An 18456-nucleotide genomic window follows, 5' to 3' on the forward strand; every position below is an offset into this window, starting at 1 on the left:
GTAACCAAAACGGTTACGTCCTTTTGCAACAGGTACACTGGCTTTTTTATTCAAGAAAATGGGGGAAATAACATGAAGCTAATTGTTGGATTGGGAAATCCAGGAAGGCAGTATGAGGAAACACGACATAATGTCGGCTTTAAAGTTATTGACGAGCTATCTGACAAATTACATATCTCGTTAGATAAAGCCAAATTCAACGGGGTGTTTGGTCAAGGCTTAGTAAACGGAGAGAAGGTTCTACTTTTAAAGCCTCTTACATATATGAATTTATCGGGAGAAAGTCTCAGGCCACTTATGGATTATTATGATATTCTAGTAGATGATATACTAGTTGTCTATGATGAGTTAGACCTTCCTGTAGGAAAAATTAGGCTTCGTGAAAAAGGAAGCGCAGGTGGTCATAATGGGATGAAGTCCATTATTAACCATTTAGGCACTCAAGAATTTAAACGTATTCGAATTGGGATCAACCGTCCAACAAATGGCATGAAGATAGCGGATTATGTCCTTGGACGTTTTCAACCAGAAGAGTCACAAAATATAAAGGATGCCATCCAAAAGTCAGCGGAAGCAGCAGAAAAGTGGGTATCCACACCATTTTTACAGGTAATGAACGAATTTAATGCAAGGTAATATAGTATGATAAGGTAAGGCGTGATGAATAAAGAATCACTTCTCGGTTTATACTAGAAAATGTAAACTTTGAGTCGTAATCTCACGAGGAGGATTCTAATGGCACTACATTACCATTGTCGACATTGTGGTGTGAAGGTTGGTAGCATTGATAACTTGTCCCTACATAGTGAAAGTCTCGGGTTCCACCAATTAACAGACCAGGAGCGACAAGAAATGATATCATACCAATCAAATGGGGACATTCATGTGAAGACAATATGTGAGGATTGTCAGGAAGCACTACAGCGCAATCCTGATTTTCATCAATATGAATCATTTATTCAATAAAATAATAGAAAAAGCTTTGGCCCACACACCAAAGCGTTTTTCTATTTATTTTAAGATAGAGACTTGAGATTCCTAAGTTCGGTTAAACCAAAGGAAACATTACGAACTTAGAGAGGGGGTAACCGAGTTGCTTAAGGGACTACAGCAATATGTTGGAAATAATGATGAGTTAAAATCCGTTATAGATGGAATAGATGAGGGGTTACGAGAACAGTTAATTGCTGGTTTATCGGGATCTGCTCGCACCGTGTTTACGGCAGCTTTATATAGGCAGACAAAACGACCTATCTTAGTTGTGACGCATAATTTGTTCCAGGCTCAAAAAATTTATGAAGATTTAAATGCGCTTTTAGATGAGGACGAGGTTTTCCTTTATCCGGTGAATGAATTAATTGCATCAGAAATTGGAATCGCAAGCCCTGAACTAAAAGGGCAACGAATCGAAGCGTTGAACTATTGGAGCCACCAATCCAAAGGGGTTATTGTTGCTCCGATAGCGGGATTAAAAAGGTTACTTCCACCTAAAAAATTATGGAATGAAAGCCAATTAACATTTGCGGTTGGTGATGATATTGAAGTGCAAGGTACATTGGAAAAACTCGTTTCTATGGGGTATGAACGGGTGTCAATGGTATCAGCGCCTGGTGAATATAGTGTAAGAGGTGGAATTCTAGATATCTACCCGTTAACCGAGGAAAATCCAGTCCGGATTGAGTTATTTGATACAGAAGTAGATTCAATCCGCACATTCTCACTTGAGGATCAGCGATCACAAGGAAAAATCAACAAGGTTGTGCTCGGGCCTGCAACGGAAATTCTTTTAACGCCAACACATTTGGAAAAAGGTGCAAATGCATTAGAGGAAGGATTAGCGAAAAGCCTAAAGAAGATTAAAGATGAAAAAGTAAAGGAACTATTCGTAGAGAATATTTCTTACGAGCTTGAACAATTAAGAAATGGGCAAACTTTGCAGCAAATGTTCAAATATCTATCTCTCATCTACGACCAGCCTGCTAGTTTGCTAGACTATTTACCTAATAATGGGATTGTGTTGTTAGATGAAATTAGTAGAATCCAGGAGATGGCAGAAAGTCTGGATAAAGAAGAAGCTGAATGGGTGATTAGTCTTTTATCACAAGGGGAGATCATTCATAATTTGACTTTGTCGCATTCGTTTACAAAGCTTCTTCAACAATCAACTAATCCTTATGTGTATTTATCTCTATTTTTAAGGCATGTTCCGCATACGAGTCCACAGAACATTTTAAATATGTCCTGTAAACAGATGCAAAATTTCCACGGTCAAATGCATGTTCTAAAAACAGAGCTTGAGCGCTGGCAAAAAGGGAATTACTCTGTTATTTTCATCGGTTCAAATGAGGAGCGGGTGAAAAAATTGGAGCAAGTCCTGTCCGACTATGAGATTGAAGCCATTCCTAGTAAAACGGATGGAGATATTTTGCTAGGAAAAGCACAAATCATGCTTGGAGATTTGCAAGATGGTTTTGAATTGCCATTGCAACGAGTCGCAGTCATCACTGAAGAAGAGCTCTTTAAGAAAAAAATGCAAAAGTCTAAGAGAAAGCAAAAGCTTTCCAATGCGGAGCGGATTAAAAGCTATTCTGAGTTGCATGTCGGAGACCATGTTGTTCACATTAACCACGGGATTGGTAAGTATTTAGGAATTGAAACATTAGAAATTAATGGAATTCACAAAGATTATTTGCATATTCGCTATCAAGGCAATGACAAACTATACGTGCCTGTGGATCAAATTGAGCAGGTCCAAAAGTATGTTGGCTCTGAAGGCAAGGAACCGAAGATTTACAAACTAGGTGGAACTGACTGGAAGCGTGTTAAGAAGAAAGTTGAATCATCGGTACAGGATATTGCGGATGATTTAATTAAGCTATATGCCGAGCGTGAAGCAAGTAAAGGATTTGCCTTTTCTCCAGATGGAGAAATGCAAAGAGAATTCGAGGCATCTTTCCAATATCAAGAAACAGAGGACCAGCTAAGGTCAATCCATGAAATTAAAAAGGATATGGAACGCGAGCGTCCAATGGATCGCCTCCTTTGTGGAGATGTAGGTTATGGAAAGACAGAGGTTGCAATTCGTGCAGCATTCAAGGCGATCATGGATGGGAAGCAGGTTGCCTTCCTAGTGCCAACTACCATTTTGGCGCAACAGCATTATGAAACCATCCGTGAACGGTTTCAGGACTTCCCAATTTCAATTGGGCAACTAAGTCGTTTCCGTTCCAAGAAACAGCAAACAGAGGTTATCAAAGGGCTAAAGGCAGGAACAGTTGATATTGTCGTCGGAACACATCGCCTCTTGTCTAAGGATATTACGTATAAAGATTTAGGTCTTTTAATTATTGATGAGGAACAACGTTTTGGTGTTACCCATAAGGAAAAAATTAAACAATTAAAAGCGAATATAGATGTGCTCACTTTGACGGCTACACCAATCCCACGGACCCTTCATATGTCAATGCTAGGTGTTCGTGACCTGTCTGTCATCGAAACGCCACCTGAAAATCGATTCCCGGTGCAGACCTATGTCGTTGAATACAATGGTGAACTGATAAGAGAAGCGATTGAACGGGAAATGGCAAGGGATGGCCAAGTATACTTTTTATATAATCGTGTAGAGGATATTGAGCGTAAGGCGGAAGAAATCTCCATGCTGGTTCCTGATGCGAGAATTGCGTATGCTCACGGAAGAATGACTGAAAATGAACTTGAATCAGTGATTTTAAATTTCCTAGATGGTCAATATGATGTCCTTGTGACGACAACTATTATTGAAACAGGTGTCGATATTCCAAATGTGAATACTTTGATTGTAGAAGATGCAGACCGAATGGGTCTTTCACAGCTTTATCAACTTAGAGGTCGTGTAGGACGCTCAAATCGTGTAGCATATGCCTATTTTACGTACCGGAAGGATAAGGTATTGAATGAAGTCGCTGAAAAACGACTACAAGCAATCAAGGAATTTACAGAACTAGGCTCAGGGTTTAAAATCGCGATGCGTGACCTTTCTATTCGTGGAGCAGGAAATATTTTAGGCGCCCAACAGCACGGATTTATTGATTCTGTTGGATTTGACCTATACTCACAAATGCTGAAAGAGGCAATTGAGGAACGTAAGGGAGATACGACAACAGTAAAACAAACGAGTGTGGAAATTGATGTTGAAGTGGATGCGTATATTCCAGATGCATACATTTCAGATGGTCGCCAAAAAATTGATATGTATAAGCGATTTAGGGGTATCTCTTCAATGGAGGATGTGGAAGAACTTCGTGAAGAGATGGTTGATCGTTTTGGTGAATACCCAGTAGAGGTGGACTATCTATTTAAGATTGCCAAAATAAAGGTTTATGCATTAGCGGAGCAAGTCATCTCCATTAAACAGGTTAAACAGGAAATTACCATTCTTTTATCTGAAGAAGCAAGCAGCCGCATTGACGGTGGGAAGATCTTTAAATTAGGAAATACATTTGGCCGAATGGTTGGTCTTGGTATGGAAGGCAGTAAGCTAAAAATTGTCATCCAAACAAAAGGGCTAGATGTAAACCAATGGTTAGGCATCATTTTTGATATGGTTAAAGGGTTACAAGATGTAAAAAAAGAAAACGTAAATGCAGTTTAACTCTTGGGCCTAGTTAAACAATTGATGAATAGAACCAAAGTCTGATTGCCCTATAGTTCTGATGTATGGTTAATTTTCCCTCTGATGAAAAATCACGATCATCGTGAATAGAACTTTGATGGTGTAAGATACTAAACTCAACAACAAATGGTGATTTATTCAAATCCAGTCAAATTGTACATGAATCACCACTATTCTTTAATCATCAGATGAAAGTGAGGCATCATAAGAATGAAGGCAACTGGTATTGTTCGTCGAATTGATGATTTAGGTCGAGTAGTTATCCCAAAAGAAATCCGCAGAACGTTACGTATTAGAGAAGGAGATCCATTAGAGATTTTTGTTGATCGAGATGGTGAGGTTATTTTAAAGAAATATTCTCCGATTAGTGAATTAAGCGATTTTGCAAAGGAATATGCAGAGGCTCTTTTTGATAGCCTTGGGCATCAAGTACTTATTTGTGACCGTGATGCATTTATTGCGGTTGCAGGAGGCTCCAAAAAAGAATACTTAAATAAAAATATTAGTGAGCTAGTCGAAAAATCGATGGAGGATAGATCCTCAATTTTGGAAACAGAGGAACGCCAAGTATCCATCGTGGAGGGTACCGATGAAACAATCTCATCATATACAATCGGTCCAATCATTGCAAACGGAGATCCAATAGGTGCAGTAGTGATTTTATCAAAAGAAAAAGCACTTGGAGAAGTGGAACAAAAGGCAGTCGAAACTGCAGCTGGTTTCTTAGCGCGTCAGATGGAACAGTAATATAAAAGCAAGAATAGATGGAAAAGGTAGCTATTTTAGCTGCCTTTTCTTCCGTTAGGGAGGAATTGTCCTACGTAGAACAGTAAGTATGTTATAATACACTGGAAATTATTTAACTTTATTCAGTAATAGTCGCTTATTTTTAAGAAGTGAATAAAACATGTGTAACGAGTTAAACCAAGCTGAATAAAGTTAAAAGCCTCCGGCGGATGCCACAGATTTTCAAAGGTAGCTTTTCGCGCAATAAGATTAAAGACTAAAAACGCCACATCCTGTGGCAACGTCTTTATGACCCACTTCCTGTGGGCCTAAAAATCTGGGCGCAAATACGCCAAGGCGTATATGATTTGAGGGAAGGAGATGGGCGATGGACGTCCAATCCGCAGAGCGGTCAAAACGAATTTGGGAAGGGGCATTTATCCTTACCCTTGCCGGTTTGATCACAAAGATACTAAGTGCAGGCTACCGGATCCCCTATCAAAATATTGCGGGAGATGTCGGTTTTTACATATATCAACAGGCATATCCGATATACGGAATAGTCCTCGTGTTTTCGACATATGGATTTCCAGTGATTATTTCAAAGCTTCTTGCCGAGAAATTGGAACAACAGGATGAAGCTTCTGTTGTGAAAATACTCTATATCACGTTACTAACATTACTCGGAATGGGGATTGTCCTATTTAGTTTTTTATACTGGGGGGCAGAAGTCGTTGCCGGCTGGATGGGTGACAAAGAGCTCTCATCCCTAGTAAGGGTGATTTCCTTTTCCTTTTTACTCTTGCCGTTTATTTCTGTCTTTCGCGGGTATTTTCAGGGTCATAAAAATATGATTCCAACTGCCGTTTCACAAGTAACAGAACAATTAGTTCGCGTTGTCACTATCCTACTCATGTCATTTATTCTCTTGGATTATGGCTATGGAGTTTATGAGGCAGGAGCAGGGGCGATATTTGGTTCAGTTACAGGTGGGATTGCATCAATATCCGTTCTGTTGTTTTATTTACTGAATAGGAAAAAGGTCGGTCAAAATAGACTCTATAAAAAAGCTTCAATTCATACGATGGAAATTGTTAAAATCCTTTTCACTCAAGGGATGACGATTTGCATCAGTGCTTTATTGTTAATTCTATTTCAGTTGGTCGATTCCTTCACTGTGTATTCCCTGTTAGTTTCCGGTGGAATGGAAGAAGAGGTAGCGAAACAGGTAAAAGGCGTTTATGATAGAGGCCAGCCTTTGCTTCAGCTTGGCACAATCGTTGCTACATCCTTAGCGTTATCGCTTGTCCCACTAATCGCAAGCGCAAAGGCAAGAAACGATATGGCCTTTATTCGAAAAAAGGTTGATTTAACATTCCGTTTAAGTGTTGTTGTAGGATTTGGGGCGGCATTTGGACTTGCTTGTGTCCTAGAGCCAACCAATATTATGCTGTTTCGAAATGACCATGGAACAAATGTCTTAATGGTCTTCGGTTTTTCAATTTTATTTACGACATTATCACAATCCATTACGGCAATTTTACAAGGGTTGGGTCATTCGTTTATCCCTGCTATTGTCGTTATGGGTGGAATGTTTTTTAAATGGCTTTTTAATCTGTTACTTGTTCCTACTTATGAAACAAGTGGGGCAGCTGTTGCAACATTGTTTGCTTTTGGGGTAATAGCGGTTATACAAATGATAATTGTAAAAAGAAAGTTACCTGGGGTGCTGGGCAATTGGACATTTTTTAATCACGTCCTATTAGCAACAGGTGCTATGGCGTTCGTCATTTTTTGCTATTCTTGGGTCTTGCATCACCTTTTTCCGATACTTGGAGAAAGTCGAACATTTGCAAGCATTGAAGCATTGACCTCTGTATTTATTGGAGGGGTGGTTTATCTATATTTCATTGTGAGAGGGAGCGTGTTTACGGAAGAGGAGCTCTCAGAAATCCCAATTGGATCAAAAGGAACCTTTCTGATTAGGTTACTTAAAAGGGGGAAAAACGGATGATAACAGTTTTAGGATTAGGAGCGGGAGATTTATCACAGCTTCCACTCGGCATCTATCGTAGGCTTTTAGCAGCTGAACATTTATTTCTTCGGACGAAGGAGCATCCTGTTATTAAGGAATTAGAAGCAGAAGGACTTTCCTACCAATCCTTCGATGAGATTTATGAAAAGCATGACCAATTCGAGGCCGTTTATGGTGAAATTGTTGCTATTTTAAAAGATGAAGCAAAAACAAAGGATATTATCTATGCTGTACCGGGGCACCCAATGGTAGCAGAAAAGACAACTCAGCTTTTACTAGAGGACAAAGATCTTCAGGTTCAAATTGAGGGCGGTCAAAGCTTCATTGACCCGTTATTCGCATCATTAAAGATTGATCCGATTGAAGGGTTTCAATTCCTTGATGCCTTATCTTTTGAAAAAGATGAACTTCAGCTATCACAGCATATTATCATCTGCCAGGTGTATGACCAGTACATTGCTTCCAATGTGAAATTAACATTAATGGAGCAATTACCTGATGAATATGAAGTGTATATTGTAACTGCAGCAGGTAGTAAGGAAGAAAAAATAACGAAAGTTCCTCTTTATGAGCTGGATCGAGAAGCACGCGTCAACAATCTGACAAGCGTCTATGTTCCGCCTGTGAAAGAAGATGAGATGCTTTACCATGATTTTCGTTCCTTTAGAAGAATTATTGCAGCATTAAGGGGTCCTGGTGGATGCCCGTGGGATCAAAAACAAACCCACGAATCGTTGAAAAAATACTTGCTAGAGGAAGCCTACGAGGTTCTTGACGCAATCGACAGTGAAGATGATGCCCATTTAGCAGAAGAGCTAGGGGATGTGCTTCTTCAAGTTCTCCTTCACGCCCAAATTGGTGAAGATGAAGGAATGTTTACCATTGATGATGTCATTCGTGGAATTTCTGAAAAAATGATTCGAAGACATCCACATGTATTTGGAGAAGTATCAGCTGATACAGCAGAGGAAGTCGTGACCAATTGGGAGCAAATTAAACGAATGGAAAAAGGCAATGATCTTGAAGAAAAGTCAATTTTAGATGAAGTTACAAAAGGCTTGCCAGGTTTAATGAAGGCTGTTCAGTATCAAAAAAAGGCCGCCAAGGTAGGATTTGATTGGGATGATGTCGAACCTATGTGGGACAAGGTTTTTGAAGAAATACAAGAATACAAGGAAGCGGTAACCGAAAAACAAAAAGGAGAGGCTGTTCAAGAATTCGGCGATATCCTATTTGCTTTAGCCAATATAGCGAGATTTTATAAATTTGACCCAGAAGAAGCACTTGCGATAACCAATCAAAAGTTTGCAAGACGTTTTCGATTTATAGAAGAGGAACTCAAAACACAAGGGCTAAAGTTTGAAGAGCAAACCCTTGAGCAACTTGACGCTATCTGGGAGAAAGCGAAACAAAAAGGATTGTAGAAAGAGGTGAAAGCTATGAGATTGGATAAATTTTTGAAGGTTTCCCGGTTAATTAAGAGACGTACTCTTGCAAAAGAGGTCGCAGACCAGGGGAGGATCTTGATTAATGGACTAGCTGCAAAAGCAAGCAGCAATGTGAAAATTGGGGATGAGTTAACCATCCGTTTTGGTCAGAAAATTGTAACTGTGAAAATTGAGGATCTTCAAGAAACAACAAAAAAAGAATATGCCGATAAGCTTTACTCCATAGTGAAAGAAGAAAAAGCAGAAGCATAATATTCGATAATCTCAGTAAGGCTTGTTCTAAATCCCACCATAAACTCATACATTTTACTATTAAACCATTGGTTATTTTTGACCAAAGTATGAATGTGGGGGATAAACGATGAACCAATATCATGATGGAACTCCATCTAATAGAGGAACCGTACAAGAGCATGATGTGATCATGAGAAGTCGCAAACTTCTTGACATAACAGGTGTAAAACAGGTAGAAAGCTTTGATAATGAGGAGTTTTTACTTGAAACTGTTATGGGCTTCCTAGCCATTCGTGGCCAAAACCTGCAAATGAAAAACCTTGATGTGGAAAAAGGCATTGTATCAATCAAAGGAAGAGTCTATGATATTAGCTATTTGGACGAACACTCCACGGAGAAGGCTAAAGGGTTCTTTAGCAAGTTATTTAGATGACCTTAACAACCCAATTTTATACATTACTCGCAATGATTTGCATGGGGGGGTGGCTAGGAGCCTCTCTAGACACGTATCAGCGGTTTTTAAAGCGTTCAAGACGAAAGTATTTCTTCGTTTTTATCAATGACATTCTTTTTTGGGTTGTACAAGGCCTGTTGTTCTTTTATACGCTTTTAGTGGTAAATGAGGGTGAACTTCGATTTTACGTATTTATCGCGATACTATGTGGATTTGCCGCTTACCAAAGCCTCTTAAAAGCCATGTATATGAGGATATTAGAACATATTATTCAAGCCATCATACGTTTATATGAATTTTTACTAAAAACCGGTGAGTTTCTCATCATTCGGCCTATTAAAATGCTCTATCAGCTTATTATTGTGATTCTTTTGGGAATTTTCAATGTCCTCTTGGTCTTTGGGAGACTCCTCCTGAAGATCTGTTGGATGATTATTAAAATTTGTTTTGCCCCAGTAAAGTGGATTGGAATCATGATCTGGAGGCTGTTGCCCTCCACCTTTACAAATAATGTAGAAAAGATTTTTCAAAAGTGTGCAGGATTTTTGAAAAAAGTAGAGAATATCAAACCTATATTGATAAAATGGTGGAAGAAGATAAGGAAACAATAGGAGGCATTCTCTACAATGAGTGCAGTACGAAAGAAAAATGTAGCGCAATTACAATCAACCTATATGGAAAAATATAAACAACAAGAAGAAGCCCTTCAAATAAAACGAAAAGGCTTAATGAGAAGATTAGCGGTCTTTTTTGTTTTGGTTGTCATTATTTCCTATGGGCTCATTTCAATGGTTGTATCCCAACATAAGACAATGAATGAAAAGGCTGCTAAAAAGGAACAATTACAAGAGCAGCTCACCACACTAAAAGATGAGCAGGTTCTTCTTGAAGAGGAAGTCGTAAAACTGAACAGTGATGAGTATATTGAAAAGATCATTCGCAGGGATTATTTTCTATCTAAGGAAGGAGAAATCATTTTTAAAGTTGGGGATGGGTCTTAGTCTTATTGACACTTGATTTTTAAATTATGTATAATATAGTAAATTGATTTTTTTTCAAATTTAAGGAGGAGCATTTTTTTTATGTCAATCGAAGTAGGCAGCAAGGTTCAAGGGAAGGTAACAGGAATTACGAATTTTGGAGCGTTTGTGGAGCTGCCAGAGGGCTCAACTGGTCTTGTCCATATTAGTGAGGTTGCTGACAACTATGTTAAAGATATTAATGAGCATTTAAAGGTCGGCGATCAAGTAGAGGTCAAGGTTATCAATGTTGAGAAAGATGGAAAAATTGGTTTATCCATTAAAAAAGCAAAAGAAACACAACAACCACAACGTCCACGACACAATGGTCCACGCAATAACAGAAACGACCAACGTAATCAAAACAAAACTGAAAGCTTTGAACAAAAAATGAATCGCTTTCTGAAGGACAGTGAAGATCGTCTATCTTCCTTAAAGCGTAACACGGAGTCAAAACGTGGTGGGCGTGGAGCGAGAAGAGGATAACCTGCTGCTGTAACTTAAATATATATAGATAAAGCACCCTAATTGGGGTGCTTTTTTGTGTGCTGTTTTTTATGTGGTTGAAAACTAGATTTTGACCACTATCGTTTTGGTTGAAGGTACATATTGAAAAAAAGGAAGTTATCTCTATAACAAAATAACTATAAAAAAGTGCAAGTAAAACAATTGTTTTACTTGCACTGTTCGTTCGTATGACCCGTACGGGATTCGAACCCGTGTTACCGCCGTGAAAGGGCGGTGTCTTAACCGCTTGACCAACGGGCCGTTAAATTATGGTAGCGGCGGAGGGGATCGAACCCCCGACCTCACGGGTATGAACCGTACGCTCTAGCCAGCTGAGCTACACCGCCATGGATACATGAGTACTGAAACAGTATATCTTTGAAACTAGTAAGTATGTTCCTTCCTCTACTAGCTATTCGAGGATGATTGATGCGTCGGAACAACTCGCAGATGATTCATGGAAGTTTTGCTCGTCGCTCTAGCCAGCTGAGCTACACCGCCATGGATAAATGAGTACTGAAACAGTATATTTTTGAAACTAGTAAGTATGTTCCTTCCTCTACTAGCTAATTCGAGGATGATTGATGCGTCGGAACAACTCGCAGATGATTCATGGAAGTTTTGCTCGTCGCTCTAGCCAGCTGAGCTACACCGCCATTTTTTATAAAAAGTGTTCGACAATCTCTGTCCCAAACTCTAGTAAGTAAGCACAAGTAATATAATACCTTCTGTCTATTCGTTCGTCAATATATTTTGTATTGAAGTGAAATAATACAAAAATTCACACTATAGACACAATAAATTTATGAAATTTACTACAAACCTATCAAATTACAATCCTAAATTTCGTCATATCACATTTATTTTGTTGGAAAACTAGACAAGCAGTCGAATGATTTTCCTTTTCGCTCCTGTTGTTTTGACAAAATACGAATTCCTGCAACTGTATAATAACAGACAACTATTAATTACGGGGAGTGTTTATAAATGGAAAGAATAGAGAGAAATCTGAGCGGTCCAATCGCAGAGGTAGACATTGGAAAAACACAGGACACTGTAACCAAATGGTTTCATCGCATTCAAGCTAAGATTGTAAATCTATTTCTACTAAAAGGGCTTTTACTAGTAGTCGTTGGGTTTTTATTAGGGCGGGCCCTCATCCTGAATGAATTAACCCCCTTTGCGTTACCATTTTTTGCAAGTGTATTTATGATGAAAAAAGGTAAAGCAGGACTTGCGATGGCTGCTGTTATTGCGGGATCGTTTACCCTTTCAGCAGATGTCACTGTTTTCACATTTCTATCAATCGTCTTTTTTCTAGTAATTTATAAGGTTCTTAAAAGGTTTAAAGTAGATTTGATCAAAGCATTACCAACTCTGGTGTTAATTGCATCTGCCATTGCGAAGGTTGGAGTGCTATACGTTACTCAAGGAACAATCACTATCCATGACGGAGTAATGATTGGCGTCGGATCTGGGCTCGCTTTTATTTTAACCTTGATTTTCCTACAAAGCGTACCATTGTTAACAGAGAGACGAAGGAGACAATCCTTTAAAACGGAAGAAGTTATTTGTTTGATTATCTTAATTGCCTCTGTGTTAACAGGAACAATGGGTTGGCTTGTTTATGAGATGTCTGTTTCCAATGTTCTCTCAAGATATGTTGTCCTCTTGTTTGCATTTGTGGCAGGGGCAACAATCGGATCAACGGTAGGAGTTGTCACTGGACTTATTTTAAGTTTAGCGAATGTTACAAGCTTGTACCAAATGAGCCTTCTTGCTTTTTCTGGATTATTGGGTGGTCTTTTAAAAGAAGGCAAAAAGGGCGGAGTTGCTCTGGGTCTCATAGTAGGGACGCTTTTAATTGGTCTATACGGTGAAGGAGCAAGTCAAATCATTCCTACATTATATGAATCCGTAGTTGCTATTCTTTTATTTTTACTAACGCCTAGGAGCTTAATAAGCAAGGTGGCTAAAAATATACCAGGAACACCTGAGCACCATGCAGAGCAACAGCAATATTTACGTAAAGTTCGTGATGTAACGGCAAGTCGCGTGTCACAGTTTTCAACAGTATTTGAGGCTTTGTCCAATAGTTTTTCGGAATATGGATATCCCATTGATGAAGAGGACAAAGACCGTGAAGTCGATTTGTTTTTAAGTAATGTAACGGAAAAGACCTGCCAATCATGTTTTAAAAAGGAGGCGTGCTGGTCCAAGAACTTTAATAAAACATATGATTATATGAAAGATATTATGCATGGATGTGATACAAATTCGCTTCAGTACAACCACAAGCTTACAAGAGACTGGGACAAGCATTGTGTACGCTCGAAAAAAGTAATCGATGCCATTGAACAGGAGCTGACCTATTATCAGGCAAACCAAAAACTAAAAAAACAAGTAAAGGAGAGTCGAAAACTAGTAGCAGAACAATTATTAGGAGTTTCCCAGGTCATGAGTGATTTTGCGAAGGAAATTCAACGTGAAGGTGAAAATCATCATGTATTGGAAGAGCAAATCCTTGATGCGTTGCAGGCGTTTGGTATTCAAATTGGGCATGTAGAAATTTACAGTGTGGAACAAGGAAATGTAGATATTGAATTGAGTATTCCATATTGCAATGGAAGTGGGGAGTGTGAAAAGTTAATTGCACCGATGTTATCGGATATTTTGGAGGAAACGATCCTCGTAAAAAGCGAAGAATGCTCAGCTTATCCAAATGGGTTTTGCCATGTGACACTTGGTTCGGCAAAGGCATATGTTCTTGAGACTGGTGTTGCTCACGCTGCTAAGGGCGGCGGATTAGTATCAGGGGACAGCTATTCGACAATTGAGTTAGGTGTTGGAAAACATGCGGTTGCCATTAGTGATGGGATGGGAAATGGCGAACGAGCCCATTATGAGAGCAATGAAACCTTGGAGTTGTTAAAGAAGATTCTTCAATCAGGCATTGAAGAGAAGGTGGCGATTAAATCCGTTAACTCGATTCTCTCCTTACGTACAACAGATGAGATATTCTCGACGCTTGATTTAGCAGTGATTGACTTACAAGATGCAAGTGCGAAGTTCTTAAAAATAGGATCTACGCCAAGTTATATTAAGAGAGGGGATACGATTAGTAAAATACAGGCAAGTAATCTGCCAATGGGCATTATTGAGGACTTTGAAGTCGAGGTAGTAGATGAACAATTGAAGGCAGGAGACCTATTAATCATGATGAGTGATGGGATTTTTGAAGGGCCAAAACACGTTGAAAACTATGATATGTGGATGAAACGTAAGATTAAGGAAATTCAAACAAAAGAGCCTCAAGAAGTTGCGGATCTCATTATGGAAGAGGTCATTCGCACGAGATCTGGTCAAATCGAGGATGATATGACAGTAGTTGTGACAAAGATTAAACATAATACACCAAAATGGGCAGCCATCCCTGCCTATGGTTATCATAAAACGAAAAGTAAAGCTATCTGACTCTATTAGGAGGTTTAAAAAGTAATAATTTCGTCCATCCTTATACTAATTTTACCTAGTTGGAGGGGATGAAACGTGCAAAAAGGCACATTGAAGCAAATTCTATTAATTACAGACGGTTGCTCAAATCAAGGGGAAGATCCAATAGCAATGGCTGCACTTGCTAGAGAGCAAGGTGTAACGATCAATGTCATTGGTGTAGTGGAGCAGGATACGATTGATGAACAAGGTATGCAGGAAATAGAAGGAATCGCTACGGCTGGTGGTGGAGTCAGTCAAATTGTCTATTCCACTCAATTGTCTCAAACAGTTCAAATGGTAACAAGACAAGCAATGACTCAAACTTTACAAGGGGTTGTCAACAAGGAACTCCAGCAAATTTTGGGAGCCAAGACATCGATGGAAGATCTTCCTCCGGAAAAACGCGGGGAAGTAATGGAGGTTGTGGATGAACTTGGAGAAACTGTCGATTTAGAAGTCCTCGTTCTAGTGGATACAAGCGCGAGTATGAAACATAAATTACCAACTGTAAAAGAAGCCTTGCTAGACCTATCAATAAGTTTGAATGCGAGAATGGGAGATAATCAATTTTCTGTTTTTGTATTTCCGGGGAAAAGAGTAGAGGTAGAAAGGGTATTAGATTGGACGCCGAGACTAGAATCCTTATCTAGTATTTTTCCGAAGCTTACAACGGGTGGAATTACACCAACAGGTCCGGCAATCCGTGAGGCACTTACCTACTTCAAGAAAAAAAGATCATTAAGGAGTTTGTTGTCTCGTGATGATGAACAATACTATGAAGAGTCAGGTATGTAAGGTTTCCCCCGGTACAGTTATTACTGGAAAGTGGCATAAAAAATCATATCGCGTTGTGAGACCTTTAGGACAAGGCGCTAATGGAATTGTCTACTTGGCTGAGAGTATTGATGGTCCTGTAGCTTTAAAAATTAGTGAAAATGGTGTGACAATTACGTCGGAAGTAAATGTGCTAAAACACTTCTCTATGGTCCAAGGCTCTGCCCTTGGGCCTTCTTTTATAGATGTCGATGATTGGATTAGACCTGGATTTTCAAGTCCTATTTCCTTTTACGTCATGGAATATATTCGTGGTGAAAGCTTTTTATCTTTTATTGAAAAAAGGGGTAAAGAATGGACAGGCATCTTATGCTTACAATTGCTTTCCGACTTGGACAGGCTCCATCAGGAAGGATGGGTTTTCGGTGACTTAAAACCTGATAATCTACTTGTTGCAGGGAATCCGCCAAAAATCCGTTGTATTGATGTCGGAGGAACAACTGCACAAGGAAGGGCGATAAAAGAGTTTACTGAGTTCTTTGATCGTGGCTATTGGGGAGCGGGCTCAAGAAAAGCCGAAGCCTCCTATGACCTATTTGCAGTTGCGATGATTATTATCAATGCTGCCTATCCAAATCGATTTACAAAAACGGATCAACCGTTGAAACAATTAAAATCTATTATTTCAAATACGGATTCCCTAAGAAAGTTTGATACGGTCCTATATGATGCGATTGATGGAAAATATCAGCGTGCAGCTGAAATGCGTAAAGATTTAGTTGCGAAGTTAAGCCAAGCAAATAAGAATCACACTCCTTTACAAAAATCACGTACAACAAGAAAGTCACAAGCTCGGACAAAGATAACTAGTCAATCCCAAGCTCGATCTAATGTATCACGGGCGAATAGACGGCTAAAACCAAAAAAACAAAAAGGCGGGGTGCTCGAAACAGTATTATTACTGCTGTTTGTTTCACTTGGGTATTTGCTCTATCTATATGGACAAATTCTGTAAAAATAAATAGGAAAGTGCTACGATATAGTTAGATTTATACAAAGGATTGGTCCGACAATGATGGAAAACGTAAACCGGTTTATAAAAAAACATGATCTAATTAAAAACGGCTCAACAGTAATAGTAGGGGTGTCCGGTGGTCCGGATTCCCTCGCGTTACTTCATTATTTATTTAACCAGTATAAAGAAGTAACTCTAATTGCTGCTCATGTAGACCATATGTTTCGTGGGAAAGAGTCTGAAGAGGATTTATTATATGTAAAAGAATGTTGCGAATCGTTTCAGATTCCTTTTGAATCAATTCAAATCGATGTGACATCCTATAAAAAGGAACATGGCTTAAGTTCCCAAGTAGCCGCGAGGGAAGTGAGGTATGATTTTTTTGATGAAGTCATGCGAAAATATAAGGCGGATTACTTAGCGCTTGGGCATCATGGGGATGATCAAATAGAAACGATTTTAATGCGTTTAGTCCGAGGTAGTAAGGGAGTAGGCTATGCGGGTATGCAGGTAAAACGCCCCTTTTCATGTGGGTTCATTATTCGCCCGTTTTTAGTTGTGACAAAAGCAGAGATTGAAGAATACTGCAAACAATGGAAGTTGTTGCCAAGACGTGACCCGTCAAATGAAAAAGACGACTATACAAGGAATCGGTTTAGGCATCATGTTCTCCCTTTTTTAAAACAGGAAAATTCGGCAGTGCACGAACATTTTCTGCAATTTAGCCAGTACATGACAGAGGATAATGAAGTTTTAGATGAATTAACAATCGAAAAAATGAATAAAGTAATGAAAAGGAATGGAGACAATGAAATAGAGATTGAAATTCCACCCTTTTTAGCAATGCCAAAATCTTTACAAAGAAGAGGGATTCAACTAATATTAAACTATCTCTACAAGGAACTTCCTCCTTCTCTTTCTGCCGTACATATTAACAATTTGTTAACCTTCTTGGCGAATAATCATCCATCTGGAGAATTACATTTCCCTGCTGGTTTACGAATTGTAAAGTCTTATGAGAGTTGTACATATACTTATACGGATTGTAAAGAAAGCGTAAGCCCCTATCGATTTCACATTGATACACCTGGGCTTTATAAACTTGAAGATGGTAGTGAAATAAAGAGTCAAGTGTGGAAGAACTATCCTAATGACTTGGTTGGAAATGATTGTTTCGTCATCGACCCAGAGATCATCCAATTGCCCATTTATGTCCGAACAAGAAAAATTGGAGATAAAATGAGACTAAAAGGAATGAATGGTTCAAAAAAAGTGAAGGATATTTTCATTGATGAAAAAATACCACTTTACAGACGTGACCATTGGCCGATAGTTGAGGATAAACAAGGAAAGATTTTGTGGCTTCCAGGATTGAAAAAATCACCATACGAAGCATCATGTAAAACAAAATCGCACTATATCGTACTACAATACACGCAGAATGTTTAGGGGGCTTTAAACGAATGAAGCAGGATATCGAGAAGGTTTTATTTAGTGAGGAAGAACTTCAGCAAAAAATTAAGGAATTAGGTAATACTTTAACAGAGGACTATAAAGACAAATTTCCTTTAGCTATCGGAATTTTAAAAGGAGCTATGCCTTTCATGGGCGATCTGTTAAAAAGAGTAGATACATACTTAGAAATGGACTTTATGGATGTGTCAAGCTATGGAAACTCAACTGTTTCCTCTGGTGAAGTAAAAATCATCAAGGATTTAGATACATCTGTAGAAGGAAGAGATATTCTTGTCATTGAGGATATTATCGACAGTGGTCTAACCCTAAGCTACCTCGTTGAGTTATTCCGTTACCGTAAAGCAAAGTCCATTAAAATTGTTACACTTTTGGATAAACCAACAGGAAGAAAAGCTGATATTCAGGCAGACTATGTTGGGTTTATTGTTCCTGATGAGTTTGTTGTCGGTTACGGTCTAGACTATGCTGAAAAATACCGCAATTTACCGTATATTGGTGTATTAAAACCCGAGGTCTACTCAGAATAGTTACTTTCTAACAGAAAAACGCAGATATTTTTGAAACCTTTTTGTTGAAAACACGTATATCATTTGAATAGCCATAATTATCTATGATACTATTT

Annotated in this window: 16 protein-coding genes and 2 tRNA genes; 16 read left to right on the plus strand and 2 right to left on the minus strand. The window is 38.8% G+C overall.

Features of this window, described 5'->3' with window-relative positions; translation table 11 throughout:
- Positions 1-72: 72 nt before the first annotated feature.
- The 11 genes from pth to E1I69_RS14935 all read left to right on the plus strand — a co-directional run bounded on the left by pth (position 73) and on the right by E1I69_RS14935 (position 11053).
- Entirely contained in the window at positions 73-636 is a 564-nt protein-coding gene (gene pth / locus E1I69_RS14885) for an aminoacyl-tRNA hydrolase (RefSeq protein ID WP_136380362.1), read from the plus strand.
- Between the two features lie 99 nt (positions 637-735).
- Complete coding sequence (locus tag E1I69_RS14890; RefSeq protein WP_136380363.1) at positions 736-966, plus strand: anti-sigma-F factor Fin family protein; 231 nt, start codon at positions 736-738, stop codon at positions 964-966.
- A gap of 127 nt (positions 967-1093) precedes the next feature.
- Positions 1094-4630 (plus strand): transcription-repair coupling factor, encoded by a 3537-nt coding sequence (gene mfd / locus E1I69_RS14895; RefSeq protein WP_136380364.1) that lies wholly within the window; start codon positions 1094-1096, stop codon positions 4628-4630.
- A gap of 231 nt (positions 4631-4861) precedes the next feature.
- The gene (gene spoVT / locus E1I69_RS14900) at positions 4862-5398 is read left to right on the plus strand and encodes a stage V sporulation protein T (protein WP_136380365.1); all 537 of its coding nucleotides are present in this window, start codon (positions 4862-4864) and stop codon (positions 5396-5398) included.
- Between the two features lie 367 nt (positions 5399-5765).
- Positions 5766-7391: a putative polysaccharide biosynthesis protein gene (locus tag E1I69_RS14905; protein WP_136380366.1), complete on the plus strand. Its 1626-nt coding sequence runs from the start codon at positions 5766-5768 to the stop codon at positions 7389-7391.
- Positions 7388-8836 (plus strand): nucleoside triphosphate pyrophosphohydrolase, encoded by a 1449-nt coding sequence (gene mazG, locus E1I69_RS14910; protein WP_136380367.1) that lies wholly within the window; start codon positions 7388-7390, stop codon positions 8834-8836. The genes E1I69_RS14905 and mazG overlap by 4 nt, the downstream gene beginning before the upstream one ends.
- A gap of 15 nt (positions 8837-8851) precedes the next feature.
- Positions 8852-9112 carry an RNA-binding S4 domain-containing protein gene (locus E1I69_RS14915; protein ID WP_136380368.1) on the plus strand — a complete coding sequence of 87 codons (261 nt, stop codon included), beginning with the start codon at positions 8852-8854 and terminating at the stop codon, positions 9110-9112.
- Positions 9113-9221: 109 nt separating this feature from the next.
- On the plus strand, positions 9222-9527 hold the full coding sequence (gene yabP / locus E1I69_RS14920) for a sporulation protein YabP (RefSeq protein ID WP_116354407.1): 306 nt from the start codon (positions 9222-9224) through the stop codon (positions 9525-9527).
- On the plus strand, positions 9524-10159 hold the full coding sequence (gene yabQ, locus E1I69_RS14925; RefSeq protein ID WP_136380369.1) for a spore cortex biosynthesis protein YabQ: 636 nt from the start codon (positions 9524-9526) through the stop codon (positions 10157-10159). The genes yabP and yabQ overlap by 4 nt, the downstream gene beginning before the upstream one ends.
- Before the next feature lie 15 nt (positions 10160-10174).
- Positions 10175-10549: an FtsB family cell division protein gene (locus tag E1I69_RS14930; protein ID WP_136380370.1), complete on the plus strand. Its 375-nt coding sequence runs from the start codon at positions 10175-10177 to the stop codon at positions 10547-10549.
- Between the two features lie 81 nt (positions 10550-10630).
- Positions 10631-11053 carry a S1 domain-containing RNA-binding protein gene (locus E1I69_RS14935; RefSeq protein ID WP_136380371.1) on the plus strand — a complete coding sequence of 141 codons (423 nt, stop codon included), beginning with the start codon at positions 10631-10633 and terminating at the stop codon, positions 11051-11053.
- Positions 11054-11263: 210 nt separating this feature from the next.
- Here E1I69_RS14935 and E1I69_RS14940 read toward each other — a convergent pair.
- Positions 11264-11335: transfer RNA gene (locus E1I69_RS14940), tRNA-Glu, on the minus strand.
- Positions 11336-11344: 9 nt separating this feature from the next.
- Positions 11345-11421, minus strand: a tRNA-Met gene (locus E1I69_RS14945).
- A 640-nt stretch (positions 11422-12061) separates the two neighbouring features.
- On the opposite strand from E1I69_RS14945, the gene spoIIE reads away from it, so the two are divergent.
- From spoIIE to hpt, 5 genes are all read left to right on the plus strand, one after another.
- A complete protein-coding gene (gene spoIIE / locus E1I69_RS14950) occupies positions 12062-14548 on the plus strand; it encodes a stage II sporulation protein E (protein WP_136380372.1) in 2487 nt (828 codons plus the stop codon).
- 75 nt (positions 14549-14623) lie between these two features.
- Positions 14624-15364, plus strand: a complete 741-nt coding sequence (locus E1I69_RS14955; RefSeq protein ID WP_116354402.1) for a vWA domain-containing protein — start codon at positions 14624-14626, stop codon at positions 15362-15364.
- The gene (locus E1I69_RS14960) at positions 15330-16358 is read left to right on the plus strand and encodes a protein kinase domain-containing protein (RefSeq protein WP_136380373.1); all 1029 of its coding nucleotides are present in this window, start codon (positions 15330-15332) and stop codon (positions 16356-16358) included. Before E1I69_RS14955 ends, E1I69_RS14960 begins: the two co-directional genes overlap by 35 nt.
- Before the next feature lie 57 nt (positions 16359-16415).
- On the plus strand, positions 16416-17807 hold the full coding sequence (tilS, locus tag E1I69_RS14965; protein WP_136380374.1) for a tRNA lysidine(34) synthetase TilS: 1392 nt from the start codon (positions 16416-16418) through the stop codon (positions 17805-17807).
- A gap of 14 nt (positions 17808-17821) precedes the next feature.
- Complete coding sequence (gene hpt / locus E1I69_RS14970; protein ID WP_136380375.1) at positions 17822-18361, plus strand: hypoxanthine phosphoribosyltransferase; 540 nt, start codon at positions 17822-17824, stop codon at positions 18359-18361.
- Positions 18362-18456 lie beyond the last annotated feature (95 nt).

Origin of the sequence: Bacillus timonensis (assembly GCF_004799755.1) — a bacterium.
GTDB classification, from domain to species: Bacteria; Bacillota; Bacilli; order Bacillales; family Bacillaceae_L; genus Ferdinandcohnia; species Ferdinandcohnia timonensis_A.